Origin of the sequence: Nocardia jejuensis NBRC 103114 (assembly GCF_001613145.1) — a bacterium.
Taxonomy (GTDB): domain Bacteria; phylum Actinomycetota; class Actinomycetes; order Mycobacteriales; family Mycobacteriaceae; genus Nocardia; species Nocardia jejuensis.
Window position 1 is genome coordinate 231,390 of record NZ_BDBU01000019.1, and the last position, 26,615, is coordinate 258,004.

19 protein-coding genes and 1 pseudogene are annotated in these 26,615 nt (G+C 62.0%); 7 read left to right on the forward strand and 13 right to left on the reverse strand.

Annotated features, from left to right (window positions below):
* Window positions 1–10 precede the first annotated feature (10 nt).
* A complete protein-coding gene (locus NJ1_RS16200; protein WP_157574016.1) occupies window positions 11–1,213 on the forward strand; it encodes a hypothetical protein in 1,203 nt (400 codons plus the stop codon).
* A gap of 138 nt (window positions 1,214–1,351) precedes the next feature.
* Here the strand turns inward: NJ1_RS16200 and NJ1_RS16205 are convergent, their stop codons facing one another.
* Window positions 1,352–1,969: a recombinase family protein gene (locus NJ1_RS16205; RefSeq protein ID WP_067694387.1), complete on the reverse strand. Its 618-nt coding sequence runs from the start codon at window positions 1,967–1,969 to the stop codon at window positions 1,352–1,354.
* Between the two features lie 180 nt (window positions 1,970–2,149).
* Window positions 2,150–3,205, reverse strand: coding sequence for a hypothetical protein (locus NJ1_RS16210; protein ID WP_067694390.1), 1,056 nt, complete (start codon window positions 3,203–3,205; stop codon window positions 2,150–2,152).
* A 278-nt stretch (window positions 3,206–3,483) separates the two neighbouring features.
* Here NJ1_RS16210 and NJ1_RS16215 point away from each other — a divergent pair, with 278 nt between their 5' ends.
* Both NJ1_RS16215 and NJ1_RS16220 read left to right on the forward strand, forming a co-directional pair.
* On the forward strand, window positions 3,484–4,134 hold the full coding sequence (locus NJ1_RS16215) for a hypothetical protein (protein WP_218025208.1): 651 nt from the start codon (window positions 3,484–3,486) through the stop codon (window positions 4,132–4,134).
* Window positions 4,131–5,087 carry a nucleotidyl transferase AbiEii/AbiGii toxin family protein gene (locus tag NJ1_RS16220; protein ID WP_067694725.1) on the forward strand — a complete coding sequence of 319 codons (957 nt, stop codon included), beginning with the start codon at window positions 4,131–4,133 and terminating at the stop codon, window positions 5,085–5,087. The genes NJ1_RS16215 and NJ1_RS16220 overlap by 4 nt, the downstream gene beginning before the upstream one ends.
* 374 nt (window positions 5,088–5,461) lie before the next feature.
* Here NJ1_RS16220 and NJ1_RS16225 read toward each other — a convergent pair whose 3' ends face one another.
* From NJ1_RS16225 to NJ1_RS38140, 4 genes are all read right to left on the reverse strand, one after another.
* Window positions 5,462–6,496 carry an inosamine-phosphate amidinotransferase 1 gene (locus NJ1_RS16225; RefSeq protein ID WP_067694393.1) on the reverse strand — a complete coding sequence of 345 codons (1,035 nt, stop codon included), beginning with the start codon at window positions 6,494–6,496 and terminating at the stop codon, window positions 5,462–5,464.
* Window positions 6,493–9,537 (reverse strand): citrate/2-methylcitrate synthase, encoded by a 3,045-nt coding sequence (locus tag NJ1_RS16230; RefSeq protein WP_067694395.1) that lies wholly within the window; start codon window positions 9,535–9,537, stop codon window positions 6,493–6,495. Before NJ1_RS16230 ends, NJ1_RS16225 begins: the two co-directional genes overlap by 4 nt.
* 821 nt (window positions 9,538–10,358) lie before the next feature.
* A complete protein-coding gene (locus tag NJ1_RS16235; protein ID WP_067694396.1) occupies window positions 10,359–11,045 on the reverse strand; it encodes a hypothetical protein in 687 nt (228 codons plus the stop codon).
* Window positions 11,046–11,230: 185 nt separating this feature from the next.
* Entirely contained in the window at window positions 11,231–11,473 is a 243-nt protein-coding gene (locus tag NJ1_RS38140; protein WP_157574017.1) for an XRE family transcriptional regulator, read from the reverse strand.
* A 1,211-nt stretch (window positions 11,474–12,684) separates the two neighbouring features.
* Here NJ1_RS38140 and NJ1_RS39980 point away from each other — a divergent pair.
* The 3 genes from NJ1_RS39980 (at window position 12,685) to NJ1_RS39145 (ending at window position 14,159) form a co-directional block, all read left to right on the forward strand.
* Window positions 12,685–13,062 (forward strand): hypothetical protein, encoded by a 378-nt coding sequence (locus NJ1_RS39980; protein ID WP_174557084.1) that lies wholly within the window; start codon window positions 12,685–12,687, stop codon window positions 13,060–13,062.
* Between the two features lie 351 nt (window positions 13,063–13,413).
* Window positions 13,414–14,019, forward strand: coding sequence for an ADP-ribosyltransferase (locus tag NJ1_RS16255; protein ID WP_169813157.1), 606 nt, complete (start codon window positions 13,414–13,416; stop codon window positions 14,017–14,019).
* Complete coding sequence (locus NJ1_RS39145) at window positions 14,016–14,159, forward strand: hypothetical protein (RefSeq protein ID WP_157574018.1); 144 nt, start codon at window positions 14,016–14,018, stop codon at window positions 14,157–14,159. The genes NJ1_RS16255 and NJ1_RS39145 overlap by 4 nt, the downstream gene beginning before the upstream one ends.
* A gap of 588 nt (window positions 14,160–14,747) precedes the next feature.
* On the opposite strand, the pseudogene NJ1_RS38150 reads toward NJ1_RS39145, so the two are convergent.
* The 3 genes and pseudogenes from NJ1_RS38150 to NJ1_RS16265 all read right to left on the reverse strand — a co-directional run.
* Window positions 14,748–14,999, reverse strand: a pseudogene (locus NJ1_RS38150) (IS30 family transposase); the annotation flags it as partial.
* A 954-nt stretch (window positions 15,000–15,953) separates the two neighbouring features.
* Window positions 15,954–16,727 carry a hypothetical protein gene (locus tag NJ1_RS39150; RefSeq protein ID WP_157574019.1) on the reverse strand — a complete coding sequence of 258 codons (774 nt, stop codon included), beginning with the start codon at window positions 16,725–16,727 and terminating at the stop codon, window positions 15,954–15,956.
* A gap of 103 nt (window positions 16,728–16,830) precedes the next feature.
* A complete protein-coding gene (locus tag NJ1_RS16265; RefSeq protein WP_245717412.1) occupies window positions 16,831–17,928 on the reverse strand; it encodes an alpha/beta hydrolase in 1,098 nt (365 codons plus the stop codon).
* A gap of 1,024 nt (window positions 17,929–18,952) precedes the next feature.
* On the opposite strand from NJ1_RS16265, the gene NJ1_RS16280 reads away from it, so the two are divergent.
* Entirely contained in the window at window positions 18,953–20,065 is a 1,113-nt protein-coding gene (locus NJ1_RS16280) for a hypothetical protein (protein WP_067694419.1), read from the forward strand.
* 274 nt (window positions 20,066–20,339) lie between these two features.
* Here NJ1_RS16280 and NJ1_RS38155 read toward each other — a convergent pair whose 3' ends face one another.
* The 4 genes from NJ1_RS38155 to NJ1_RS16295 all read right to left on the reverse strand — a co-directional run bounded on the left by NJ1_RS38155 (window position 20,340) and on the right by NJ1_RS16295 (window position 25,199).
* Entirely contained in the window at window positions 20,340–20,930 is a 591-nt protein-coding gene (locus tag NJ1_RS38155; protein ID WP_218025209.1) for an alpha-ketoglutarate-dependent dioxygenase AlkB, read from the reverse strand.
* Between the two features lie 640 nt (window positions 20,931–21,570).
* Complete coding sequence (locus NJ1_RS16285) at window positions 21,571–22,218, reverse strand: hypothetical protein (RefSeq protein WP_067694421.1); 648 nt, start codon at window positions 22,216–22,218, stop codon at window positions 21,571–21,573.
* A gap of 143 nt (window positions 22,219–22,361) precedes the next feature.
* Window positions 22,362–24,227, reverse strand: coding sequence for a hypothetical protein (locus tag NJ1_RS16290; protein WP_157574021.1), 1,866 nt, complete (start codon window positions 24,225–24,227; stop codon window positions 22,362–22,364).
* Between the two features lie 57 nt (window positions 24,228–24,284).
* The gene (locus tag NJ1_RS16295; RefSeq protein WP_157574022.1) at window positions 24,285–25,199 is read right to left on the reverse strand and encodes a hypothetical protein; all 915 of its coding nucleotides are present in this window, start codon (window positions 25,197–25,199) and stop codon (window positions 24,285–24,287) included.
* Between the last annotated feature and the right edge of the window lie 1,416 nt (window positions 25,200–26,615).

Genomic DNA, 26,615 nt, shown 5'->3' on the forward strand with positions numbered 1-26,615 from the left:
TCATGGATATATGTTGGCCACCGATCTGATCGATCGTGGGCACCGGTGGGTGCGGGTGCGGCCGATCTACCTCCCGCACCTGGACCCTGCAAGCGCATTGTTCGGCATGCCGGAGTTCTCGCAGCCAGAGCTCGAGGGCTGGTGGCAAGTCAGATCGGTGGTCGACGAACTCGCTATCGATGATGATGCCGCAGACCACCAGCGCGGGTGTGAACACGTCGCGGCGGTAACCCTCGCGCGCAGTTACTGCGGGTTCTTAGAGGGTGGATCAATGGCCCACCGTGAAACGCTTTTGCGCCACCTGAACCTCGACGGACTTCTCCACGATCTGCCCCAGGAAGACGCATACGAACAGCGCGGCGCCGTCACGCGGTCCTTTCCCCCGCCCCGGGACATCCCGGCCCCGACCATCGCAGCAGCAACACCGGCGCGCAAAGAGCTGCCACCACTATTGGACACCGTTCGCGCGGTCGCCACCCGACTGGATGCCGACGGCGCGGCCACCCCGAGGACGAACTGGTGGCTGACCGACGACGCCGAACAGTTCGAAGACGACCAGGAAGTACTGTCCTGCCTGTCCGACGCCGTGCTGTACCAGGGCACATGCTCGCCGGACACCGCAGAACAGATTCCCCTACTGGCCGGGATCATCGAACACGAGCACGTCTCGATACCCTATCGGGCCTACCTTGTGCTCCTGCTCGGCGCAACAGGAACCGTCGGACGCCGGCTCGCGGCACAAAACGCTGACAGACGATCCGCCCTCGGGCTCGGATCCGTCCAGAGCCCTGACGAAACGGCAGCTCAGAAAGCTGTCGAAACCGTCGCCTCCTCCATGCTGCGTCGTTGGCCGACTGAGTGCGATGCCGTCCGAAATGGGTTGGCCTTCCTCGCCGCAGCCTTTCCCTCAAGCGCGCATACCGCCGGAGTCGTCCAGTCGATCGCGGAGGCGGCCACCACCCGTCCCGAACACCACCAGGCCACAATGCTCCGACTCGCACACGCCGTCGCATCTGCCCACGACGCCGCGCTTCATTCCGCCTACTCCGCGGCGATCGCCAGTACCCCAATTGAGCTCACGAACATCCCCAGCCCCGTCGCACCCGCCACTGCCGCTGGCCTGGAGGTCCTGCACCGGATGCTCGAACTGGAAACAAACCTCGTCCTCAAAATCGATGCACGAGACGCCGACAACTCTGCTGAACGTCCCTAGCAATCAAGCGTTTCCGGACAAACATGATCGTGGGGGTATGCGGCACGCTCATTCACGGGGTCTCAGCAGTAATTGTGCGAAATCAACGACTATGGCTTGACCAGAGGTGATGGTGTGTTGATGTGCTTCGCACTGCAACTATGTCTTCGGCGCGGTGCCACTGATGATGCGGTGGATGGTGGAGCGTCCGACCCTGTATTCGTCGGTGAGATCAGCGAGGCTCGCGTCGTCGTCGGGGTCGTGGTACCGACGGTGGATCGTATTCCGGGCCGTGAGTGGAGGTTTCGGTTGCTTGCCTTTGAGGCGGCCATTCGCATGAACCCAGGCCATGCCCTCACGGGTGCGCAGATGGTTCAGGTTGGCCTCGAACTCGGCGACCATGGCCAGAGTTTGGAGGAACAGTTTACCGAACGGGTCGGCCCAGTCGTAGATCTGGCTGCCGAGACCGAACAGCACCTCACGTTCGCGCAGACCGGTCAGGATCTCGCCAGCCTCGGCCATATTGCGCGCGAACCGGTCGAACTTCGTCGTGGTCAGTACGACCTGTCGATCGGTGACGGCAGCAGCGGCGGAAGTGACTGCGGCGAGCGCGTTGTCGAGACCGGCTCGGTTCTTGCGAGTGGTTCCGGAGAATCCCTTGTCGATGAAGATCCGATCGCGCGGTACTTCGAGCGCGAGCAGTTGGTCAGTTTGGATCTCAACATCTTGTTCGTCGGTGGAACAGCGGACATATCCGACCCGGAACGGTTTGCCCATGCACCAACTGTTCCTGATAGCGAGGGTTCACCGGAACAGTTCGTGGAACACGCTACGGAACAGGTGAGAGCTGGGCCGGAAGTCGCCGCACGTGGTGTTCCGTTGGTCGATCGGCTTACGAAACAGCTCGCAGCAACACCGTTCCTTCGTTGCCAGCAAACTCTGGCAACCACGCGGAGGTTACAGGCGAAGCGCTGAACGCATCAAAGCGTCCAATTCCTTGCCCAGATCGCTGACATCGAACTGATCCTCGAAGAGCACTGCTACTTCACCGACAGCCAACTCGGGCGACGAACACAAGACGGTGTCGAAGCCGTTGCCTGTCAACCACAGCATCGCTGTCGAGTCGATGACACCCTCACGGTTCCATTCGGGGATGTCACCCAGCCAGCCCGCCCAGGTCGCGAAAGTCGACATATACGACGGCTGAGCAAGGCCGTAGGATTCGCCGTCGAGCATGGTGAACCCAGGGTGCACATCCGTGAGGAACCGGTGCACCGCAGGTGGCAGCGTCTCCCAGAAAGGTGGTGTCGGTCCGGTGAAGGTATGCGGATCCCATCCCACCCAGACCACCGTATTTCCGTCGGTGTCTTCGACGAAGTAGAGCAGAGCCTGACCCTCCGAATGCCATCGGCAGACGCGCACGTCGCGCAGCCTGGCATGCAGTTCGGAGGCAAAATCGGGGATCAAATCCAGGAAGTCGGAATCCCAGCGTCGCAGCGCCAACCGTACCCGTTCTTCACGATCACCTGCCGTGTCGATTTCTAGGAACGGCGCTGTCGCATGGACCTCCGGCACGTCGAACATGAACACGATCGGGCCATCGCCTCGATCACCACCCAATAGTTCCTGGAGTTTGTGCGTGCCCGAGACCATCGATGGGGCACCGAATTCGAGCTGGTCGAGCAACCGCGCGTCGCCTGCGGCGGCCGATGACACTGCGCGGTGCAGGTCAGATCGCACCCTGTTCTCCAACTGCACCTGCTCGGCCTGGTGGTCCTGGTCGATCCCGTTCACCACGGCAGCGCTGCGCCCGCGTTGGTGCCAGTACGCCGGCCGTGACACCCACTGCATGTTTGCTGGCGTGTGGGTCACATGCCACATCTGCTCCGGCGTGAGATCAGCAAATCCCGGGAACTGCACAAGCTCCGACAGCGGGATGATGCGCGCCGCGGCGACTGCGGAGTCGAACTTGCCCGGGCCGATCTGTCCCCCGTGCCGTAACTGCCCCTGCATAACCTCGAACCTCTTTCTCCGACCAACAGCGCCACAGCGGAAAAGGTTTGCTCAGACGGCCCGAGCGCGCCGCCTCATCCGCTGCCTGCGGCCATCGTGGCAGCACCCGACCCTGACCTCCTGAGAGATCTTTCCCAGCCACGGAGGCTGGCTCCACAACACCCTCTTCTGACAAGGCTGAATCGCCGATATCCCAAACCGATCGGGTCGCAGAACGGCCAATCGGCCTTCCCAGACATGGTGGTAATTGGACGCACCTGCACATTACGGTCAGATGTGTGGGAATCGCACACCAGTTCGCAGGCGAGTTCGAGATGCATCTGACAGTGCACCCAGACGTGGATGAAGCACGCCTGACCGACTGGGCTGTTACCCACACCCTGCGCTACTCGCACATCGTGCTCGACCGCGGCGCCACACCCGATCAACCGATGCTGACGCTCACAGAGTCCGGAACAGTCGACGGCATGAAGCGAACCGTACGAACCCTCACCGCCGCCATGCGCTCGGCAGGGTTCTCCGTCGTCCGCGTCAAGATCGAAGCCAGCCCCCACAACGCCCAGATACCGCAGTCCGCGCAGGAAGCCGAGAGCCTCTCGGCCGACTGCTATTTCGAGCACCACATCAAACTTCTCCTGTCCGGCCACGACGACCTCAGACGCATCCGGACACTCGCCGAACCACACTCTGCCCATGTCTCCCGCAATGCGCGCCGACCAGTCGGCCACGACTGCCACGAGCGATTCGTGACCCAGCGATGCCGCGGCGTCGGTCTGACGGAGGCAAGTCGGCAGTTCGAGGATTTGCGGAAAGACCTGAGCACCAACGGATTCACCATTGTCGAGGTCGAACAAGAATACGTCGTTCACGACGACCATCCCGCCCTCGACGCTGGATGGATCGCCGAATCGGACGCAGCCGCGCCATGATCGCCATCGATGCGCACCGAACCACGCTGGACCATGTCCTGGCCCTGGTCGCCAACTCGGACTGGGGTGCGGGAATGGTGCTACGTGGCAGCATGACACTGCATGCTTGGGTAGGACACCAAGCGCGGCCACCGGGCGACCTGGACTGGATCATTCCCGAACCCCAGTTGTGCGACCCGCTCGAGCCCTTCCCCTACATCGACAGCATCGAATCGGTTCAGCAATGGCCAGAGGCCGCCGCTGGCGCTGCGCGTTACCAGATCTGGACCGCCGAGGACTTCGACACCTTCGGACTGCATCCGAAACTTCCCCCGGAAGGGTTGCGATGGATACACACCGACGAATACGAACGCCCTTCACTGAAAGATGAACTGATCGAAACAATTGCCCAGGATCCCCATGCGAGCGACGACGTAATGCTCGATGCCGACGGCGTCCACACCGACGAGCACTGGCCGTATTTCGACGACTACGACAGCACCGGCACCAGACTGATCGTTCCCTGGCACAGCAAGCGGCACGGATCGGGGCAGGTGCAGCTGGATTTCGCCGTCGACCAAAGCCTTCCCGACCCGCCGGTGTGGACCGCCATACCTCGTACCGACGGTCGACTGCCTACACCGATCCTCACCGCAACCAGGGAGTTGTCCCTGGCCTGGAAACTCCTATGGCTGCATACCGACTCGGCCCAAGCGAGAAGCGCAGAGGGCAAAGACCTCTACGACGCAGTAATTCTGGCCGAATGCCCGCAAACCAACCTCACACCCCGACTACTGCGAACAATACTCGGAACCAACGTGCGCGATTTCACCCCCACAGCTGTCCGAGACTGGCGCGTCGACTGGACCAAATTCCTCGACACCCATCCAGATATCCATGGCGATCTCGGTGACTGGCTCGATCGATTGGTCCGCGCCATACCAACCCCGACCATTCGAAAAGAACATTCCTGACTGGTCAGAGCCCGAGAAGGTGGTGTTCGGTAAGCCGATCAACCACCGGAACACCAACACCAATGCATTCCGCCCAGGCCACCGATGTTCCGTGACAGTGCTCCAGGAGCTGTCCTGGTGCCCCGGCCTCATCCGGAACAATCCGAGCCATGGACGGCCACCTGCCTCGGCAACTTTCTCGATGCCTCTCCCCTTTCGAGCTGCCGGCCCCCTCGATCCCGCAACCCGACAGGACCGAACCGTGTTCTCCCGGAACAGGTTCGGTCACCACAATGGCGGATCCGGTGGGCATTCACACGCCCGTCCTTCCACCACCCGCACCACACGCACGCGATCGGCAACGCCGCGAACTCGCGTAAAGAACAATAGCGCGGCTATCGGTAGCTCCGAAGGTCACCGGTTCGCCTGACATCAAGTGTGGCGCAATGGAACCCGCCTCCGAGTGAACGTCCTTGCCGCCACGCCAGAGGCGCGCAGGTGATCCCCTTGTTCTCGAGCAGTCGCATGAGCTGGATCTGTGAGTGTTCTACAACAACCAGGTCGGGAGCAAGACTCAACAGATTCATGCTGATCCAGGGCGAACTGAAGGGGTAACCTCGATAGCCGGTATCGATCGGCTCGGGCGCCTTGAGGATCTCCCACGACTTCAAACACCTCGGTATGGTCTTCTCGGTGACCCGGGAGGGGTTGACCAGCAACAATCCCGGCCTGAGGGCTGTGAGGGTCGTATCGATGTGCGTTGATTTGTACAGATTGTCGCAAGGGTGAACGCGATACTCCGGTCCCAGAGTGTTTTGTAGCCATCGTGCACCTAAGCGGTTACCCGAATCGGAGACCAGATAGAGGATGTCGGTACCGAGGCGCAGGCAATTCGCCGCGTCGAACACAGGCTCTTCTTCTCGGAGCGCGATTTGTGACCTATCGGTCCTGTTGTACATCGTTTCACGTAACCGGGGCCGTGGCGCAGCGATCCAGCGGGCTCCGCTGTCGAGGTAGTCGAGCAGAATCTCCCGATACGCCAGGGCTTCGTGTTGGCGCGATCGCAGGGACATCGGCGTTTCGATAATCGAGTGCCCGATCGCCAACAGCGTGTCCCGAGGGCAGAAGGTGTGCATGCCATCGGAGGACCAATCCGGTGTCGAGAACACTTCCGTGTGATCGACTACCCGAGGGTGACGGACAACAATTCCAGTCGCTCGCAGCAGCGATGTCAGCGCGGCGATGTCTTCTTCGGCCTCAGCGATGCATCGGTCGTCGAACGGGCCAGCTGGTATAGCCGTGACATCGCGGCAACGGATTGTGTGTCGTCCCTTGTCCGATGTGGGAACCTGGGCACCAGAGGCGCGGCCGACGATGACTTCCTCCAGCGGGCTCCACTCGTCATGCACCGATACCAGAGAGTCGGTCATCGTCCCTCACTCGCGAGTTCGTCCCCGATGCAAGTGCTGGGTGTGGGCACCCCGCCAGCGCTTGCAGGAAAGGTGCGGGGGCCGTGGCCGACGTACCGCGCGTCCGGTCGGATGAGCGGTTGGCCGGTTCGGCGCTCTTCGACAATGTGGGCGACCCAACCGACGACTCGGTAGCAGACGTGCAGCGGCGCGGAGATATCGAGCGGAAGCCCGAGCGATTCGTACAGTAGCCCCCCGAACAAATCGTAGTTCGGTTGAGCACCGCCCTCTCTCGCGATCGCTGCGTCGAACATGGCGTTGGCTTTGTCGAGTCCCTCGTAGTTGCCCTCCCGTTTCGCGACTTGCGTTGCCACGTCACGGAACAGGCTCAATCGAGGGTCGCCCGTTCGGCTGAAGATCGCATGACCGAGGCCCTCGACCGGCTCCCTGTTGTCGAGTCGGCGTTCGATATACGCCGTGACCGCCTCGGGGCCCTCGAGCCCCTGCAGTTGTCCATAGGACGTTTCCGAGGCATAGCCGTGGCGGGCGCCCGAGAAGACGTTGGCCGCCGTGGCCACCGCGGCCTGAACCGTCGTGTGCGCGCCACTGGCCACCAGCGCAGCGAAAGTCGATGCGGTGGTGCCGTTATCGGCGTGAATGATCGCGTCCTTGGTGATGGCCTCGATGTTCGACGGCGTCGTCGGAAGGTCGAGCATGCGCAGGAGGTTCTCTATGTGACCGCCCCCGTGGCGGGGCGGTACCGGGCTTTTGTGGTGGCGCAGACGCTGGTACGCGCTCAGTATCGTCGGAAGTTTGGCGATCAGATCGAGACCGGCGCCCAGGACTGCCTCGCTCGTCTGCAGTTGCAGGCGGTCGCCCGAGCCGGAGTGTTCTGCGGCGAGTACCGACACGGCGGTGGCCAGTGTCGCCATGGGGTGGGCGTCGCGGCGTGCGCAGTGAGCCAGGATCCGAACCAGGGCGGGTTCGATTGTTCGCTTCGATGCCAGCGCAGCATTGAAGGAAACGAGTTGATCGCTGGTGGGCAGCTCGTGATGAATGAGGAGGTAAGCGACCTGCTCGAAGGTGGCGTGGGCTACCAGGTCTTCGAGGCGGTATCCGCAGTAGTACAGTGCTGCATTTGCCACGTCGTTGTGGGTTATCTCGGTGTCAGTGACGAGTACGCCTCTCAGGCTTCGATTGACCTCACGTCGGCTGGTGCGTCCACGCACGAAGTCGAAGATCCCCTGAATCGAACGCAATTGGTGCTCGTACTCAGGACCTATCGTCCTGCCGAGGCGCGTTTGAAGTTCCAGCACAACACTGATCTGGGCCAGCGAATCCCAGCCTGCGATCGAGTGCAACTGCGCACTGTCCTCTATCTCGTGCGCGGGCGTCCCCACGATACGAGCAACGACAGACTTGACCTGCGCCAACGTCATGATCGACCCAGTCGCCGTACGCGAAGTGGCCCCTTGGGATTCGGCAACCAGAACGGCCACCTCGTCACGAGCTATCTTGCCGTTCTGGTTCAACGGCATCGCCGTGACAGGGACGAGTTCAGCGGGAACCATGTACGGAGGAAGTACCTGTCGAACAGCCTCGAGATCGGTACCGAGCCCTGTCACCGCAGCAACGAGGAACTGCGGATCGCTGCTGGGCCAAGGCACTGCTACCGCATCGTGCGCGCCGGCGCCGCGCAGCGCCGCTTCAACGTCGCCGAGTTCGATGCGGTGCCCTCTGATTTTCACCTGCTGGTCGGTGCGCTGGAGATACACGAGGGTGCCATCGGCAAGACACTGGACGATGTCGCCGGTGCGGTAATAGCGACAGGGCTGGCCGCTATCGGAGCCGTGGCTCACAAAGCTGCGCTCTGTCTGGTCCTTGTCTGCGAGATAGCCCTCGAACACCTGGGGGCCGGCGATGCACAGCTCTCCTCGGTGCCCGGCACCGACCTCGTGTCCGGAGGCATCCACGATGATCGCGGTGTGGTGCTTGTAAAGTTCACCGATCGGCACGAGCCCGTTGACGCACAGACTCGGAGAGCGCTCGGACTGCCACACATGTTCGGACACAGAGATGGTCGACTCTGTGGGGCCATACTGGTTGACGATGATCGAGTGGGGTGCCGCCGCTTGCCACGCGGTGGCGATATCCTCGGGCAGCGCCTCTCCGCAGAACAGGCTGTACCGCAGGCCCGGCATACTCGCCGACCTCAACGTTCCCCCGCGGGCAATCGACTTGGCGACAGAGGGAACCGAGGACCACACGGTCACGCCATAGTTGTTGATGAAGTCCACCGGCCTGGCGATCTCACCGGGTGTCATCGTAATCGCGTGCGCGCCTACCTCCCACGCCATGAAAGGGCCGAAAATCGAGAGGTCGAACGCTGCCTCGAAAGTCAGGGCGAAGACGTCACTTTCACCGAAATCGTGCCGGCACCCAAGGATATCGAGGTAATGCCGCAGGTTTCCATGGCTGATCGGGACACCTTTGGGTTCCCCGGTGCTGCCTGAGGTGAACATGATGTACGCGGTGTCGCCAGGATCAGGCGTGGCGCATTGCTCGAACGGCAGGGGGGTGGTGTGCGCGAGATCGACCGCGTCCACAATGCGTGGAACCTCATCGAGGGGAAGCATTTTCGCCACTGCCTCCGGTAGGAAAAGGGTCGGCGCCTGGGCAGCCGATTCGATGATCTCGAGTAGCCGCGGCACCGAGAAACTGTCGGCGATGATCGTGTCCACTCGAGCGCGCGCGATGATCTCAGCGGTTCGCTGTGCGGGAAGTTTCGGGCTCAGCGGTATGAACGCCGCGCCAGCCACAAGCGAAGCGAGCTTGCCAACATGCTGGGTCGGGCCTTGAGCGGCGAGAATCGCGACCTTCAGTTGCTTACCGGGGGTTGCCGACTCGCGCAGGCGGGTGGCCCAACAGCGAGCTTCCTCCAGCATCTCCGCATAGGTCCATCGGCGACCGCGATGCACCAGGGCCGCCCAGTCCGGGTGTTGCTGTGCAGTACGGACGAACCCAGAAGCAAGGCCGCTCAAACCGCCTCGATCGTCGATCATATCGTTCCCTGTCCCAATCGATCTCGACCGCCCAGCGCGGCCCACCACGCCGCGCGACCGCGCTGGCTGCGATCGGCCGGCAGGCACACCGCGCGTATCGCCCTAGCCCGCGCACTGAGGCCAGCGGTCTCAACGGCAGATAAGGGGTGCTCTACCAATCGGTTTCGCGATCGGCTCGGAAGGCAGAGCCGTACCTGTCCACGGGCGCAGCCTGCAACTCGCCCGTGCGCTGAGCACGCGAGCGAGTGTCCTCGATGAGAGATACTGCGCTCGAGCGTATGCCGAGACCGACTGACATCTCGATCGACTGCAGGTGCGGTCACGCCGACCCCCTCTGGCATAGGTTTTATGGTGCCGCACGCCGCGGCGAGAAGAGGGTGTTTTGCCTGAACCCTAAAGGCGACACTTCCTGGGCTGAGCGTCGCCGATTTCTTGGCCTCGTCCTTCACACACCAGCACCCGTGGTCGCCCTCACCCCGAGACCACTGTCACCGAAAACGGCTGACCTGCACCAGTTCTCGAGACGCGCAACACTTCCTTGTCTACACCCGGCCCCCCGGGTGACAACGACGCCGCGACACGCGGTGGCCCCTCACCCGAGTGAGGCCCGATGTCACCGTGACAGGTCGAGTTCCCAGCCCGCACAGTGCGTGCAGACAGTAGCTATCCGAAGATCGACTCGTCATGACAGCCCCCGCCGCCCCCAGATTGCGGCAGAGGGTCACGCGCGCGCTCAACTGATCGGATCGCGACCCCGCTATCTGCGCAGGGGACTCTCACGACGAAGACCTTCGATCCACAAAATGTGCTGATCGCACAGGTCAGCCGAAGGTGGCTGCAAAGACGAGTCCCGATTCCAGTTGCAGCATCCGATGCAACACATCCAACCCGGCGAAGACAGCAGGGGCGAGCGGACTGGGGATATCCGACAGTTCGATTGGTGTGATAGTTATTGCCGCCTTATAACTATAAGGCAGAGCCGACTCCTCTGCTGAGGCCAAGGCATACACGAGCGTTAGCATCGCCGCCCGGTGGGGCTCACACGTAGCAGCGAACTCGCCGATCGACTCGATGATCCCAACCTCGTACGCGCTGTCCGGGAACGCTGCAGAGAGAAAGGCCAACCCACATCTAACGGCCTCGCATTCATCTGGCCAACGTCGCAACAGCACACGAGCAATCGCCTCGACGGCTCTCTCAACAGCCAATTCGTGCGCACTCAGGATGACGCCGAGTTCAAGAGCAGAGCGTCTGTCTGCGTCCTGCGCCGCTAGTCGTCGCCCCACAGTGCCGATCTCAGCAATCAGTAGGACGAGCCAAAGACGGAACGGCGCTGCGACCCGGTCGTTCCTGAAAACCCCCGCCAGTAACTCGATGGGTTCAACAGTCTGCGGCGTGCACCTCACCTGATGCAATACAGAGTCATGGAGTCGGGCCAGCAATTCGCGGTCATCTTTGAGCTGCGTGGCTTCCTCGCTCAGCCACCAATTAGTCACTCGCATAGCCATGGCATCAGCCTGCAAGCGACTCGCGCCCACACGGACAGTGTCCAACAGTGGAGGTAGCCCCTCAACACGAGGCGACGCTGCAGCCTCCGTCGGTGCCCTGGCGGCAGTCTCGCTGGTGACCCAGTGTGGCATTCGGCATCATCATCGCGACAGCGAGAACGCGCTGTGTGATCGTGGATGTTGATTCACCGTACGGAGGTTGCGAGAGATACGTTCAATCCCAGGAGGTCGGCCAACTCGACAAGTTTGCTCAGGGACACGCGATCCACGTAGAGATTACGGATTCTCCACAGCGTCCCGAGATCGAGGTTGAGTCGACAGGCGGTTTCGGTGGGGGTGAGTTCGAGCTGGTGGATGCGTTGGATGATTTCGGTGGCGAGTGCTCTTCTCACATGTAGATCTTGGCTGCACAGGGTTCGTTTGGGCATGGCCACAGGGTAAGGACGCTGCAAGGAACTCCGTGGGTCGATGCGGTTCCCATTTGTGGGAACCGAGCGGTCGACCGTTCCATGGAATCGAGCTGCTGAGGACCGTGCCCAGTCGGAGCCTTCGGTAATCGTTGATGATTCTGTGGGGAATCCCCGTGACTGCCTGTGCTCGTTCTCTTTTCGGCCTTCTCGAGGGTTCGAACAGATGCGCCCGCCACGGCACCGACTAGTGCGCGGATGCGTTGCCTGCGGCGCAGTAACAAATCCGACCAGGTGAGCGCATGAGAAATATCATTGCAGTCGGCAGTTCGAATTCCCATGCGCGGCATCATTATTCACCTCGATGCCGCCGATCGGGCAGGACAGCTGTCGATGACCGGTGCTGCACCGGCAGCCCAGATCCAGTTGGCACAGTGTGCATCCACTGTCCGACCGCCGATATCGGATGGGATTGTTCGTGATTCGATAGCGGAGAGTATGGTTTCGCCGTGAATACGTGGCCGCCCGACCTACCTGCTCTCACATTCCGCCCGATCTCAACGTCGGAGGACGAGGCCATCGTGAGTGGCTGGCTGGACGAGCAATCGACTCGACGTGGGCTCTGCATCCCAGATGGAATGCCGAAGACGGCGATCGTACCTCCTGCTCGACAATGGATCTTCCTGAACTCCTTCAACGAGAGGGTCGCCTACATCTCGGGAAGTACGTGCGAAACGCACAGGCACAACCACGGCCGCCGCCACGACGGGCGAAATCGTCAAGCGCTCAGGCTCACAACGATCGTTCCAGAAATGCACCGCGGGCAACGGTACGGGCCCGCTGCCAAAGTCACGATCTTCACTGCTCCCGAGGTGCGAGACATAGATATCTTCTGCTTCTGTGTTGACCAGGACAATCCAACAAGCCAGAGGAGTCTCGCGACCATGGGTTTGCGGCTCGTGGGCCCGGAGCCGAATCGGGCGAACGGTTTGTACTACCGATATGTCCGCGATATGGAAGCGTCGTAGGCCCAGTTAGTACGTCGGGCACTCTCGAGAGAGGTTCTCGCGACCGCCTAAGTCCGATTCGGGGTTCCGGTAGTAACGCGCAGAAAACAACGAAGTTCGTGTAGCTGCTGGTCAGGCAGGTGTTGGGTGATTGGCGGTGCAGGATACCGCGATTGGTGCTTGGCTGTTGGCGAGAGTTGATCAGTAGCGTGAAGGTTCGGGTTTTTGGCGACGCGGGTGTTCGCAGATGAAGAGTTGCAGCGCCTGCGGGAGTTCCCGGAGATCAGCCGCGCGGAGCTGATCCGGTTCTTCACCCTGACCCGGGGTTCCGGTAGTAACCGCGAAAAACAACAGATATGGCGTAGCCGCTGGTCAGTGTCGGCGTTCGGATCCCGGGCCCAGGATAGAGGTCAGCTCCCGCATGGCCTGTGGGGACGGTTTGAAATAGCGGCGCAGGTTCTCGGCCTTGCGGTGCCGGGATTTCGCCATGAGCGCGAGCAGGCTGGCACCGAATTCACCGAGGTGGGTCAGGCCGGAGTCTCGAAGTTCGTGCAGATCCCAGCCCGCTCCGGGCCCGTTGAGGGCGGTGGCGGTGTCGAGTAGGTCGCGGGCTTGGTCGTAGGACAGCCGAGCCCGGCCAGTGTCGAGGCACAGGTCGCGTTCGCCCAGCGCCTTTGGATTTCACCGATGCGCATCGGCTCGCCAAGTCCAAATCCTAGATGTTGAGCCGGAGCAGTCCCCTGCGCGAGCGCATGTTACATACAGCATCCGCCACAGCGTCCTCTCGCGCGCCAAGATTCACGACCGCAGCCACAGGTCCGACTGCAAGGCGCACGAGAGTGTCAGCAGCCCTAGCCCGGCCAGCGCGCCGGGGTCGGGCGCAGCTGACCGTCGGGGCGTCCAAAGCCCTGGCTCGTTTGCGTTGCAGGGCCGACGATCCGCCACAATGCGGAGGTGACAGGTTCGGACGATGAGGGCGACCACGTGTTCAACGATGTGCCTTTTGCCGAGACGGCGCTGTCCTGGCGCCAGAATCTCGGTCTGCTCACCGAGACCGAATGCGAACTACTCACCGCGTACTCAGGCAACGACTTCAAGCTACTCAACCCGGTGTTGTGGGGAGCAGTCGAATCAACACCGAGCATAGAGCGACGTATCCACCAGCTCAGAACAGCGCTGCGCAAGTACCCACTACCGATCACCGTTCGTGCGTCTCGACTGACCGAGGCGACAGACTTCGAGGTCCCGTCATTGCACCGCGCAGACGTCGAACGAGCTCACTCGCTGGTCGACGGGGTGTTCACCCATTTCGGGTTTATGTCGACAAGCGGGCTGGCAGATCCGCGTCGTCCCAAGACCGAGTACCTCAATCCCGTGATTGTGGATCTGATCATCCTGAAAGGCACGCCAGCGCTGCGTCTAGGCGAGCTGGCCGAGATACCGGCAGAGAAGGAGGTCCTGGTCATCGATGCGCGTGAGCTGCTGGTCGTTGGCGTCGCGTGGGACGAAGCGCGTACCATATGGCGAATCAAAGCAATCGTGACGGGAGGCGATGAATGAGCGCGTTGACCGAGCAGCCGATGCACCTGGTCCGTAAGAAGTTGACTCCAGCGCAGGTGGAGCAGCGTCGTAAGGAAGCCGAGCAGATCCTGGGCCACAAGCTCCCGCCGCGCTCACGGCCGGTCGGAGCGGACAAATAGGCACGACCTGCAAACACATCCTCTGCCCGTTCAGCGCGACGCTGAACGGGCAGAGACGTTTTTCAGGCATTGTGCAGGATCCCTCCCTGACAACCTCCCGCAATGACTGCCTGCGTTGACAATCACACACTGCCGAACAGAATGCGTTCGAAGCGTCCCATGCACGACTACACCGAGCGGATGATCCGGAGGCGCGGTTAACCATGCCTTTCCAGGGCTTGACCACGCTGGTGGAGCTGCCCATGCCAGACTCGCACTCCCCTTGTCTCCTGCTCTCCAGGCCACAGGCAGTCGGAGGTCGCTACCACGGTTGGAAGCGTCAATGCCATCAATGCCAGCCATCGCCCAAAGATCGGATCGCGACCGCGTCTGGCAGAAGCCGTCTCGATAGCCGTCATACAGATCTACTATCCGCGGGGGGGGCAATTCACGATAGGTCCCCGGCCAGAGCTTCCCGGTGACACCATCGCCGTAAATGCTTCCGGACTGACATCTGCACCGCTGCGCACAGCCGCTTCGAACAAGACCGGCCAGCTGTGTCGGCAACTCCTGAAGACTGACCCCTGGCGATTTGGTAGTTCCCAGCGATCAATGCAACAGGATGAGTTCCTCGGACGCTAGCAGCCGTTGGAAGATTTCCGCGGGCGTGTGGTCGTTGAGAACAGCGCGGGGCCGGTGGTTGAGTTCATGTTCGACCCGAGCCAGGATTGCTGGACTGTGACTGGCGAGGTCGGTGGCCTTCGGGAAGTACTGACGCAGAAGCCCGTTGGCGTTCTCGTTGCTGCCTCGCTGCCAGGGGCTGCCGGGATCGCAGAAGTAGACCGGCGAATCCCAGCGCAGCCGCGATTTCGTTGTGGCGCGCCATTGGTTCAGGGGTGGCAGACAGAGGGATACCGGAGGTGATCGAGATCCCGCACATCTTGCCCGGGAACCTCGAACCCGATGCGAACTGGTCGACCGGCGCAGCATCGGCGGCACCCGAGCCGATCCAACCGCGGCGATCGATACCAGGCACGCACCGAGCGCGAGGTACGCAGCGCAGCACCATCACCGAAATATCCATCACGGGAGAGGTCGCTCGCGACGATCGCGAACCCCGGTGATCAGATCCGCGACCTGACTGCAGGTCGAAATGCCATGCGAAGGGGTGACAACCTCAGTCATCGCGGGCCCATTCCTGCTCACAGCGCCAACACCGTGGTCCGCAGGTCTGCTCCCCCGAAATTATGAACAAGCTGTGCACCTTTCCCGCCCGGGAACGTCGATGGCTACCGCCGCGCCCGTCATGTTCCGACAAGCTGTCCCCTCGCCTTCAGGTCGACATCACGAACAGCAGCGACCATCGAGCCGGCAGTACCTGCTCGCGCCGAGCTACAGTGCACGCGCACAACGCACTACATGGTCCGGACTGCTTCGCATCACCACAGGAAGCGACCGACCTATCACCACCCGCCCAGAGCACACCGTGCCTTCTCACCGTGCCACGCCAATCGCTTTATCCGACAACCAGATCCAGACACTCGCCACCGAGCTCGCCGCAGGTCGATCCCCGACCGTCTGGTTCACCGCCGACGCGGTCGGTATCGACCCGAGCCGATCAGGCAAGGTCGTCGCACTCTCCGATCCCGCCGAACCCGACTGGATACGAGTCCGGCCCGCCGGATCAACCGACACACTGGCATTCTCTCCAAGCGAACTCACCCTCACCAGACCTGCCCGCCGCCAGAACCGGCACACCACCGACACTCTGTTCGACGTTCAACCCGATCTCAGACCCGACAGCCGTACTCATACTCATACGCCTATGTCAGCGGCCGAACGCGCGGTAGTGACACGCTCGAACGCGGACAGCAATGCACCTGACAAACTGCCCCGATCAGGCATTTCAGAGGGCAGTTCCACAATCAGCTCTCGCAGCGGGTAGCCGTCACCTGTGACGATTCCGGTGCTGGAACCGCCACGTTGAAACAACCTGTTCATTCCACCATTGGCGCGGTTCGTTTGCGCGAGCAGTCGAACACGCCGCTGATCGGGATGATGAACGCGCATGCCAGCGACGACACGCGAACCATGATCGAAGACAACGTTTGCTATCGCCGCCAGGGGCCTGTCCCGCAGTAGTCCTCGAACTTCCCCCGTGAAGCCCACGATGAAAATCAGTATGGCATTGGACCATTCGCCCGGTGCGGCGACGTGGCGACCGCGAAGCTCGATATCCTTGAGTCCCTCTGTGACACAATACAAGGCCTCGCCATGAGCGTTGAGCGGAAGTATGGACGACATCCCTATAGGAACATAGGTATCGTGAACGTTGGCTTCCACCACCGCAAAAGCAAGTGCATTTACTTCGAATATGCTCAGATTTCGCCGATAAATAGCCTGACGCGATTCCGCGAACGGACCCCGTAAGAAGAGCTCGTGCTCGAGACGACAGAGCAGATCCAGTTCACTCGGGCCTATCAGCCGAGTACGGTATTCCAAGGAATGACGAATTGTCAGCGGTGAGATTGCTGGACTGTCATGGTGGGTACTGCTCTTCACATCGTGTCCTTGTTCGTTCTCGCCCATGGTGTCCACCCCGCTGGCCGGAAACGGGCGGGATCGTCCGAGCGGGTTCTTCAACTATCGAAATGCCTTCCAGGTCTGGGTGAACCGACGGAAGGGCCGACATTCAGGTGCCGGCCTCGAGTGCGCGGGCGATCAGGGGCCACGCACGAGCCGACTCCTCGGCCCAATAGGGCCAGGAGTGGGTGCCGGTCAGGCGCAGGTTCACCAGCGCGGGAATGTCCAATTGTGCGAGCCGCTCGGCGAGGGCGACGGTGCAGACGAAGGCCCCCGCCTCGAGAGGACCGCCGATGGCGATGGCCTCGGGTAGGTCGGCACGCCCAGTCACGTCATGCGCGCCGGGGACACCGCTGCCCGAAGACAGGTAGATCGCGATGCCACGCAGATTCTCGGCATGAGTCAGGACATCGTGAGCGAGCCAGTCCGGATCATCCGGCAGGCCGAACATGTTGTCGGGATTGCCGCCGTACGTTGTGACGATTGCACGAGCCTGAGCCTGCCCGAAACCGGGAGCGGTACTGTAGCAGCCGCTGTGCGCGGCCACCGCCCGATACAGGCCACGATTGCGAGCAGCGAGCACCATTGCCGCTCCCGCACCCATCGAGACCCCTTGGACCGCGTTGCGCCCATTGCCTTCGAAATGCACGTCGATCAATGGTGGCAGTTCTCGAACGAGGAAGGTTTCCCACTTGTTGATGCCCAGCACGGAGTCGCGAGACTGCCAGTCAGTGTAGAGATTGGCCGGTCCTCCAGTGGTCATCACGACGTTGACATACTTGTCAGCGAAGAACTCCACTCCATGCCCCTGCATGGTCCAAGTACTCGCGTCCTCCGGCGCACCACGCCCATCGAGCAGATACACCGTCGGCCGTGGCCGATCACGATTCACCGGCAGCAATACCTGCACCTGCATCACCCGATGCATAGCCGGCGATTGCACGAACACCCGTAACCACCTATCGGTGATCGGCTCGATGCGATCGATCACAGGAAAGGCGGAAAGACCTGTGCTGCTCTCGGTCGGTGCCTGATAGCCGCCCGATGAACCCGTATCTGGACCAGAGTTCGGCAGAGCCGACGCAGTCCCTCCAGCCACCAGCGTCAACACAGTGGCCGCCGAAACAATAACGCCAGCAAACCGCCCCGCGCGCTCATGCATCACCTCGAACCACCGCCACGCCATTTTCCCGACCTCAGCGATCATGTTCCCAGCGGACTCGGACGGTCCATTCCTCGGTTCGCCTTCAACGCTCCGACAAACGGGTGCTTCACGATCACAAGCCATGTCCGCGAGTACACAACATGGACCACTGGATCGTCGCCCATGGGAAGGCAAGGCGGCTCCCTCGGACAATACGTTGGGTCGCGTGCTGGTGCACGGACCTGTGCACCAGCGACTCTCGCGCACCAGTGTCGCTCCTGATCCGATGCCAAGCCTGTCGGTGATGGACACCGATGTCCGAGCCAGTTCTCTGTGTCCGTCGGCCTTCGGGCATCATGCGAAGGATATCGCCGACTACTGGACAGTTGTCTGGGTGAGACCGTCAGTCCGCAACGGACAACACCGAAGTCCTGCTACACGATCAGCGCCTGCTTGCAACTCAACATTTTGACTTCACCGACAATGAGTGGCTGGGGCATTCCCGATATCCTTGATCAGAGCGGCCGACGCGTCATCATCACCGGCGCCAACAGTGGACCGGGTGCCGCCGCGGCCCGCGCGCTGACCGGGGCGGGTGCCGAGTGATCCTGGCCTCCCACGACGTGCACAAGGCTCGCGAACTGTACGAGCTGTCGGAGACAGTTGACTGGTACCACCTACCCACTCGAGCAGCGACGGGGCTGCTGCACGACCGCCTATTCATGAATCTCGACGTCACGCCGGTCCGCGTGTCCGATCCTCGGGTGTGTCAGAACGGTGGCGTGTGAAGGTCTTTCGCGCGATCGTGAGGTTCTGAACAACGGTGGCGAACCGGTTCAGGTCGGCAAGCACGTAGCCGTCCGCACCGAGGAAGGCATGCAGAGACCGCGCGGCAACCAGGTGGCTGTTGACTGGTCAGTGGGCATGATGGCCTTCCGAGCCGGAAACGTTGGTGGGCAACTCACCAGGTACATCGCGTCCGCAACCGATGACATCACCCACGCCGTCCTTCCCACCACGTAGAACGGGCACCTGTGTAGCGGTCCTAGGCTCAGAACAACACAACAAAGACCAATGAGGAGACTGCGTGTCCAAGGATGTTCCAGCGTGGCAATCGATCGTCAACTCTCCATCGGAAGCACTCCTCAATGCTGCGGACCGGCTCACGGAAAGCGGGGTCGTCGGAGTCTCGGCGGCATACTCCACCACATTCGGCACCGTCACCGGCGACTTCATCCTCACCACGACCGGCTACACGACCGGCACGATCAAAGACAACTATGGCCGCGACCAAGCGGAATTTCTTGCGTCGCCGACCATCAGCGCTGTGCGTGGCGATGTCGACTGGTGGGCGCGACGAGCGCCCGGCCAGATCAGTCAGCTCGCGGACCGCTGGATTCGCCTCGACCGGGACATCGACTGGACTAACCCAGACCAAGGGGGACCGTTCGCGGTCGACATCGTCGGCACACTCAGTCCCCATGGCCTCGCCGACGCCATACGGGCTGTCGCACCCCGGGCCTTAGTCGATATGTCAGAGGTATCCGACGACGACATCTTCGCCCCGATAGCTGTGACAGCAGGCAAATGGATCGTCTGGCTGCATGGGAGTGCACCGCACGACGTATCGTCCATCTGGATGCCACTCGCAGACGGTATCGTCGACCGTTCCGCAGTCCAAGACCTCGCCGTCGACCCGCAATCCGACGATGACGACGTACCCCTGTGGGACGAAGCAGGTAGGCCAGTAGGAATCCACATCTCGATCACCGAACGGTCCGGCCACGCTGGGGCGCTTCAGATCCGAGCCGAACGCGTGCTCACGGACGCCCTCCGACTCATTACCGCGACCGCTGCCCAAGTTGGTCTCACCGAACACGCGAGCCGCGTCGGCAACCTCCTCCTGGAAACCGCGCCCGCACTCGATGACCCCGACAATCCAGGGCAGGCACTCAATCACGTTCTCGCCGGCCTCACGGATCTGGAACCGGTAATCGTGACGAAGCCTCCGGATGTCATTGTCGAAGTTGATGTTTCACCGGTTCTCACCCCCGCCATTTTCCTGATCAATGTACTCACAGCCCGCGTCGCTCACCTCGAAAACACGTCCCGAGACGCGGTCATCTCCACCCTCCGCGATCAACTCGACGCCACCGCCCGACACGCACCCCCACCCAGCGAATCCCCCGCCGCGAGGTAGGGGTTCCGGTAGCAACCGCTCGAAGAACAACGAATATAGCGAGGGCGCAGTTCAGCGTCGACCGTCGGCTCCCGGCGCCAACAGCGCGGTGAGATCGCCCATCGCCTACGTCATGGTTCGACGTAGGCGCGCAGGTTTACGACTCGGCGGATCCAGGACCGGGCCATCGATTCCAGCACACTGACCCCGCGCTCCCTGAGACGCACCCTGCCGCAATTGCGCGAGTGCAGGTTTCGTAGAGCATCCGCCACAGCGTCCTTTCCCGCCGCGACTATCAACTCTGGGAGGATGGGCCGATCTTGGTGAGCACCGTACGAAACGTCACCGACACCCGGCGCCCGCGTGGCACCCGCCCCGCTGAGGAGGGATCGCTTTTGCGCGCGGGAATGGTATGGCGCCACTGATATCGCGCGGCGCGGGTCATTTCACACAGACTGCCTTTTCCTAGCCTGACCGGGACGCGGACCCCGCTGTCGGGGTCCAGGAAGTCCATCGTGCATGCCGAGCCGAGACTCAGCGTCGCTACGATCGGCCCGAAACAGGGCACGCAGTCAACATGTGGGCTGATGCCCTGACCGGGTAGGTATTCGTTGACGATGACCTGATCTGGTGGGACATCCCACCCCAGGCGGTCAACCAGCATCCGGGACCACCCGGGAAGTGGTGGTGCCGGGTCATGTGCGCCCACCGAGCGACGACCGTAATCGTACCGATGACCGAAATGCTGGACCCGGCGGCGTAATTCACTCGACCACGGTGTCACATCGATCGCGGCCAGCAGCTGTACTTGATCGGAGGCGTCGAGCCAATCCGCCGCGTACCGGAGACCCGCCACGGCAACGACCTCGTCGAATTCCACTGTCACGCAGTCACTGTCCCACCGCAAACTGCATACACCGGTGCCGCCTGTCCCCAACAGTGAAAACGGACCCGAAAGCACGCAACGATCGCAGACACCGTGTGAACAGCGATGTTCGCTACAAAATCTTCCGCCGAAATCGAGCACCGTTTAGCAGACGTCGTGAGACCAGAGCAGACAGGAACTGACACGCCGCCAGTCACGCCGTCGGTGGTCTCCACCGAGTACGGCGCGACGCGGCCAGGCTCAGCGTGTGGCATCGGAACAGCTCCTCGCAGCTGATCGCAGGGAGGTCCCGTAGACGATCGAGTCCTTCGTCTGCGCACACTCGGGTCGCCACGAACTCTCACCCCCAAGTGCGCCGATCACGATCATCGGCAGAGCCAAGCACCATCGTGTACAACACCGTGAGCGCCGGCCACACCGTCACAGTGCAAGCCCCAGTGAACCCGAGTCACGCCGGAGAGAACCGTTACCGCGACTTCGGCCACATTCAAGCTGCCCGTTCAATACGCACAAAATCACTCGGACGGCAACAGCGCCATCATTTGCTGCGTGAGCGTTGGCTCTTAGGTGCCGGCCTTTCGAACCTCCGGCATCTACAGGTGCTCGCCTGAACTCGGTGGGGGCGCAGCGCACACTCGTGTCACTGTTGAGAGGTTCCCGCAACTCGCGACGCCTGGTCCGCACCCGGATCCTCGCTGTCGCGCGCAGTCTCGAACAGGGGCCTCAAACGCTCGCCCAATCCAGGCTCCCCCACGACATTGAACAACACTGTGACCATGTTCTCCCACGTCTGCAACTTCGTGGGGTCACCGTGCACCCTATCGACCAGGGACGAAATCACCTCCGCGAAAGCCACTTTCAGGTCCTGGCTACGGTCAGCACTGTCGATCACAGGGCCGATGTGCTCATCGAACACAGACCACTCCAATCGCGACCCCTCGAGATGGTCCACTTGACTGGCCAACCACCACAACTTCGCTCGCCTGCGGTCACCCAGGATGTCCTCGCCGAGATACCGCAATCGCTCCTTGCGTACCACCGCCTCCACGTGAGCAGCACGACGAGCCAACGCGCACTCGTGTGCTCGCCGCGCGCTCTCCGGCCCCAGCGACACCTGCAACTCCGCCCGAACCTCGATACCCTCGTTCCCGGCCACACCGACCCACTGACCCAACGCGATCGCCAGACGCTGCCCGGTCTCGAACAACGACTCGGGCGCCGCCGCGCACGTCACCTCGCTCGCCACCTCACACACAGCAAGCAGCGCGATCGCACGCGCAATCCGCACAGGGACCTTCGATGCCTGAGCTGATGATCGCCGGAACCACACTCGTCCTCGCACTGACATGAACACATCAGGGGTATCTGTAGGAAGGTCCGCCACAAACCGTGCTCTGCGCACCAGGCGCCACCCCCGAACCCGCGCCGGCACTAGCCCTGGTTCCACAGCGGCTCGGTAGCTTTGGCCAGTACCTGCGCCCAGAAATTCTTGTCGTCGAACTGACCGGGGGCAAAGAACCGCTGAAGGATATTGTCCTTCAACCGCGGCGCCAGAACGACCCCGAACGTGTCCACCGTGGCATCCCAATCCAGAACGCCGTCCTCGGCGAATCCCGCCCACTGCTCCAACACAACATTCACTACCGACTCGCACCCCCGATGCCTCAGCGCGGTCCCGAAGTAGCGAACAAGCACATCGGTGCCAGTCAGCATCGGCGAGTGCACCGATGATCGATCAGAGAGCAACCGCGCACCTTCCGCATCAGAAGCGAGCGCCAAAAAAGCATGCACGCCGGAGATCTCAGCGGTGGACTCGCCCATCCACGCGCAGATTGCCTGCAGGGTCTTGCTCGGCTCGGCTACGGCAAGCCTGTTCACCGCACCGGCCAGAACCACACTTCCCGGTGCCGAACGCTGCGCCGTATGCCGAAGACGCACCAGCGCCGGCTCGGGCATGACCTCACCGAACCTACCCCCACAGATCTCGGTCACCAGATCGATATCCGAGCTGGATGTTGAACGCGCCCACGTGTTCAGACACGCGCGCATATGCGGACCGAACCGCGGATCCAACGCGCCGCGAGTGAACACCTCCACAGCCAAGGAACGCCGCTGACCGACCAAAGCATCACGCAACTTGCGCAACAGTGCGTCATCGCGGAAGCTCACGACAAGATCGAAGACCGCATCGGCAACCCTCTTGGCATCCTCGACCGGCAGCGACCCCGCCTGCCCCACGATCCAGTCACCCAACAGCCCGGTCTGACCGTTGTACTCCTCCCATAGATGACGTCGCACAGCCGCATCGAATTCGGGACGACCCGACTCGAACCCGATACCCCCCTCCTTGTTCGCAAGTTTCGCCTCCTGCAAGCGACGCGTGGTCGGCAGATCTGTCAAAACATCCAAGCTCGAACGCTTTTCACCCAGCTTCTTCCGCAGTGACTCGGCCATCCCCACGATCGAGGTTTGCCTACCACCCTCACAGAACGCACACGACCACCACAGGGCGCGCGCCCCCACACCGTCCGGGATCTCCGCATCGATCAATCCACGCCAGTCGGTGTACTCCGCGACAATATCCGCGACCTTCCCATCTGGGCGGGCGCGAATGATCTCCACCAGTCGGCGAGCATCAGCGGCGGTGGGGTGGGACTCGAATACCGGCGAGAACTCTGGATCAGCAACGATCGACGAGGCATCCACCACACCAGCGTCACTCAACTCCTTGATAACGAGCTGCTTCGCAGACGGCGACTCCACATCGATGATCACCGCCTCATCCACGCCCGTGGTCCACGCCCCTGTCCACGCCGCACGGGTCGTGGTCACCACGAGAAAGATGTTGTTGTTCTCCGCGTACTGCTGAAGCTGGACCGCGAAATCCTCCGACGCCTGCTCGGTGGTCGGCTCGGACATATCCATCAGGTAGCCTTCGCCGCCGCGAACCGAGTTCGGCAACAACTGCTTGCGCGGGCGAGTCCACTCGGGAGTAAGCGCCCAGATCCGGCCGATACCACAAATCTGCTGCAACAACCACAATGCCGCGGTCTGCCGTCCCGTACCACGCTCACCTCGTAGCACCAGCAACCTGTTCAACTCCAAACGAGAACGGGCAGTGAACCATTCGCCCGTCCGAGGGATGAAGCGCTCGTGTGAACACGGGCCGAATTTCGTGGGAGCGATCGTGTCGGTCCGCACGAAACCGTCCACATAGTGCGCGGTGTTGAACACCTGGTCCCGATGCGCAACGTACAGGGGGCCGTGATTGTTGATACTGGTGCTTGCGTCGGTCACCGACACTCCTCGATCTGTTCACTCGAAAGGGAATACGACTGCTGAACACCCCGGCAGTCAGAAGTTGAACGTGTTTCCATGAAATACCTGGTCGCCTTCAGCCACGATGGTCGGGCCGTTGCCGTAGCTGTTCACCACGATGCCTGCGCTGCGGCGCGCGAAATGTCCCGTTGCAGGCAACGAAAGATCGACACCGTGTCGACTGCGCATCGCTGCACGCAAGTGCGCCGCGTCGATATCTCCGCTACGGGTTCCGTACTCCTGCACCAGCTCACGCAGACTGCCGAGCAGGTTCGCCGGCACGATCTCAGATCCGGCCGTCACGCCGGTCAGGCCGTCGAGCTCACCGCGCCAGTCCCGATTGTCGTGGCCAACATCGACCTGCCACACATACAACGCCTTGAGTACTCGATGAGTCAGACCGTCGATGTCGGATGCGTTCTGCGGCGAGCAGACCCGACTGACAACATCGGCGATCTCGCCCAGACGATCGCGCAGAGACTTGTTGGTCACCTTCGGCCGAAACAGGTCGTCGAAGGAGGACGGAGACGCGTGTGCTCGCGCGATCGAGGTCAATTCGGCCAAACCCGCCAACCCGGGAGTCGACTCTGCAGCAACCAGTCCCAGCATTCGCGACCCGTCGGCAACCTGCACCGGGCACTGATCGACTACCGTGCACGCCGACCGCATCACCTCCGCGAAGTACGCATCACCTGCTGTGACCTGAAGTTTCCGCTTCACCTGGAACTCGATGGCAACCGAGGAACCCCCCGATTCGGCGAACGCAACCACATCATCCAACGGATATCCACTGTTGCGTTGCTGCAGCGCTATGCGGGAGATGGGCAGATCGATTCCGACCGGGACGTGCGCACCACGCAGCAACTTACTGAACAACAGAGTCGCCACATGAAACTCGAATACGAAACCGGCGCCTCCCGAGGCCAAAGGAGAAACCAACTGCTTAGTCATATTTTCCTATCCCGCAACAGCTTTCGTTTCACGAAGGCTAACCGAGCCGACCGACAAAGCTCAGACCCTCGCCAGCGCGGACACATCTGCAACCACTCGAACCACCCCGACCGACCACCCTGATCCGCCCGCAGCAGTTGACATCGACATGTTCGATGCTGCACAAACCACAATCACGGGCCCATGGACAAGCAGGCGATTCTCACGCTGAGCGCGCGACTGTCGGCCCCGACGGGGCATCGGAGTCAGCACGATCCTGGTCTCCCGATGCCCACGCCGCGACGACCGGGAAATCTCAAGCGCGACCCGGACCACCAGCTGCCGTGGCGGTGTCGCAATAGGAACCGTTCGCCGCAGTGCTGCGTCCAAGAAAGGGCGAGCCGGCGAACGTCGTTCTGCTGTCGCTGCGTCCGGAAGGCGTGAGACCACCGCCGCGACGCACACCCTGCGCGACAGCGTGTGCGTCGCGGCCGGCCACGAGCTCGACAAGCACCCGTTCCGCACCACCCTGACCGTGCTGCACCCGCACTACCAGCCGTACACGCACTGCGGTGAACTCACCCCGTGGACCACACCCATTGTGCCGGCGCCGCGCTACAGGAGGGAATGCCCATCGCCGGCACGGCCATCGACGACACACATTTTCCCCGTCGAGCACGAGCTCACCGACATCCTGCGCCGGGAACACGAATCCCTTCCCCCACAACGGATCTGAACCGATCCCACGCCCCCGTCGTGGCCACGCCTCTCCGCCGTCGCACGGCAAAGGGAGCCCGCGCCCATGATCACCATGCGTACTCTGGACCGGCGCCGATGTCCGAGCGCTGCGCGAACCACGCCGCACGACTTTTCGTGTTTCCTCGGCGATGAGAGGGCACATGATCCAACCGTTGTGTTCGTTCCGTGTTGCCCGCTGGGGATAGCGAGAGGTTCTGGTTCTCCCGACTGCCGGCAGCAAGCCTCATGTCGGTAGGGCTGTGCGGATTTCCAGCACAACTCGTGTGGGGCAAGAGCCTTGTCGCTCACCGGTTCCGAAGTCGACGGCGCAGGTAGAGCCGGTCGATCCTGCAGTAGCGGGCCACTTCACCAGTGCTGCGTGCAATGACCGCGGACTGTGGCTCGCGATCAGACTCTGCGGTGCGGCAGTGGGGAGGCAGTTTGTTGTCGGTACTCGATCAGAGCAGATTCGTTGCTCACTTCAGCCACGCGTGGCGAGAATCGTTGTCGCATTGCGGTGACCCGAAGAGGTGATGCAGTTTGCGCGAGTGCCGCTGCTCGTAGCGAGGGAGGGGCAAAACTTGCTCGTTCGGCGCTGAGTGGCTTGCTCGATCCATCCCAACGATCCGACGGCAGGTCGAGCGTGCTGGACAAGCAGCGCAATCGATGCTTGCGTGGTGTTGTGATTGCAAGTCGAGG